The organism is Pseudolactococcus yaeyamensis (assembly GCF_054658615.1).
This window is the reverse complement of record NZ_BAAGGP010000168.1, coordinates 1-1,909: the sequence shown is the minus strand read 5'-3', so window position 1 is coordinate 1,909 and position 1,909 is coordinate 1. Positions and strand designations below refer to the sequence as shown.

Below are 1,909 nucleotides of genomic sequence, written 5' to 3'. Positions count from 1 at the left end.
CTCAACTACCAGAATTTCAAAATTTGAGTAATTTATTTCAACAAATGTCTGATTATAACAAGAATAATCAGAAGGTTGCGGGTGACGCTTGGGAAGATATGTTTGACGGCTATGTTAAAGATGTCGAAAAAGCAGCAAAGGAAAAAGCCAAAAAAGAAGGGCTTTTGGGGTTGATTTGGGATACCTTACAAGTTGCGGCTGGCGCTGTTATTGCAGTTGTTGGTCTAGGTTTAACCCCCTTTACGGGAGGCGCTTCACTTGGCTTAACTATCTTTGGAGCTAGTCTAGTAGTTGGTGGTGTCAATAGCGGTATCAATCATGCTTCAATGGCAATCCGTGGCGAAGGCTTAAATCTTGTTGGCATGGCGAGTGAAAAAGTTGGTGCTTGGTATAGTAAAAATATTGCTCAACCTGCCAAAGATTCAGGACAACCGTGGTTAGAGTTTTTAGCGGGTGTCGGCGGTGCAGCTGGCGAAATGGTCAGTGGTATGGCACAGATGAATGTTGTTGAAATTTCGAAAAGCGTTGGTACGCTTATCACAAGTCCAGAAGCTCGCAAACAAATGGGAGCTGGTATAGGCGAGTGGTGGAAACAAGTCAGAAGTGGGAATGCCTATGTCATCGGCGAAACAGTCTTCAATGTTGCAGGTTTCTTTGTTGGCGCATCAGAGGTTCAGGCAGCTTTCAAGGTAGCAAGAGGTGGACAAGCGACTAGTATTCTTTCTAAAGGTGGGGCATTTGTCAAAGCACTCGGTAAAGAAGGGGCAAGTAATGCTAAAAACTTGTTTACAATGCCTAGTCGTGTCGTGGATAATATTTCTTCTAATGGAAAGAAATTTATGCAAAATCTTGAGGAAGTATTTAGTGGTAAAAATTCACGTTATGCTTTTGCGGGTGTAGGAGATAGCGAATCAATTCTAAATAAAGTAACAAGAAATTCGGATGTCGTGACTAAAAATGATGTTCAGAGGAACTTCATGGAAGTTACTGGTCAGCCTAATCCTAATAAGGTAACACAGACGACAGGGCGTGGAAGTGCTTCTCTGAAAGGGAATACTAAGCTCTCACCAGATGATTTTGACTTTGATGACAAAGGTTTCAATGGTAAACTTAGAGGAGATAAACAAAGTTTACCTGACGTTAATTCAGAAAAAATATCTTATGTTAAACGAAGCCCAAGCGAAGCTGCTAAACTGAGGCGGGAATTTGATTCAAAAGTCAAGTCAGAATTTTTGAAAGATTTGTCTCAGGATGTTGAAAAGCTCAAACAAGCGGGACTAAGTGAAGCAGATATTTTGAAACTTTCTAAAGGGAAGTCGCCTGGTGGAAAATATGAATGGCAAGTGCATCATCAGTTACCATTAGATGATAGTGGGACTAACGATTTTAGCAACCTTGTTTTAATAAAAAATGACCCCTATCATAAAGTGATTACAAACTATCAAAACATAGTCAAAAAAGGTTTGGGAGTAGGTGAAGGAAGATTAGTTGACTGGCCTATGATAGAAACAAATATTTATCCTTCTCAGGCTCTGAAAGGTGGTAAATAAGATGTTTAAATGGGAACAGCAATTAAAAAAGGTACATGAATTTCAAAGAGAATTTGGAGATGAACTCTCTAAACCAATATCTGAGGAAGAGTTTGATAGATTAAAAAAGCGTGTTAAAAAATACTTGGACAAAGTAGTTCCAGATGAATATAAAATTTTCATGACCATAACAAATGGAGTCGGGTTTGATGGTGTTGGACTTTATGAGGATGATGAAGGCAATCGATTATCGGATTTGGTAGAAAATAATCTTGATTGGTATACAAATGATGAACTCAGGAAGTATCTTATTTTGGGAGATGGTAATATTAGTTGGTATGTGTATTTCCCTGATGAAAAAAAATATCAAATTTTAGATA

Annotated in this window: 2 protein-coding genes; both read left to right on the top strand. The window is 38.6% G+C overall.

Annotation, left to right across the window (positions count from 1 at the left end; all coding sequences use genetic code 11):
- A partial coding sequence (locus tag ACYQ21_RS15420; RefSeq protein WP_460059553.1) for an HNH endonuclease signature motif containing protein occupies positions 1-1,550 on the top strand: 1,550 nt, incomplete at its 5' end.
- A gap of 1 nt (position 1,551) precedes the next feature.
- The coding region (locus ACYQ21_RS15415) for a YrhA family protein (RefSeq protein ID WP_460059552.1) at positions 1,552-1,909 on the top strand (358 nt) is incomplete at its 3' end.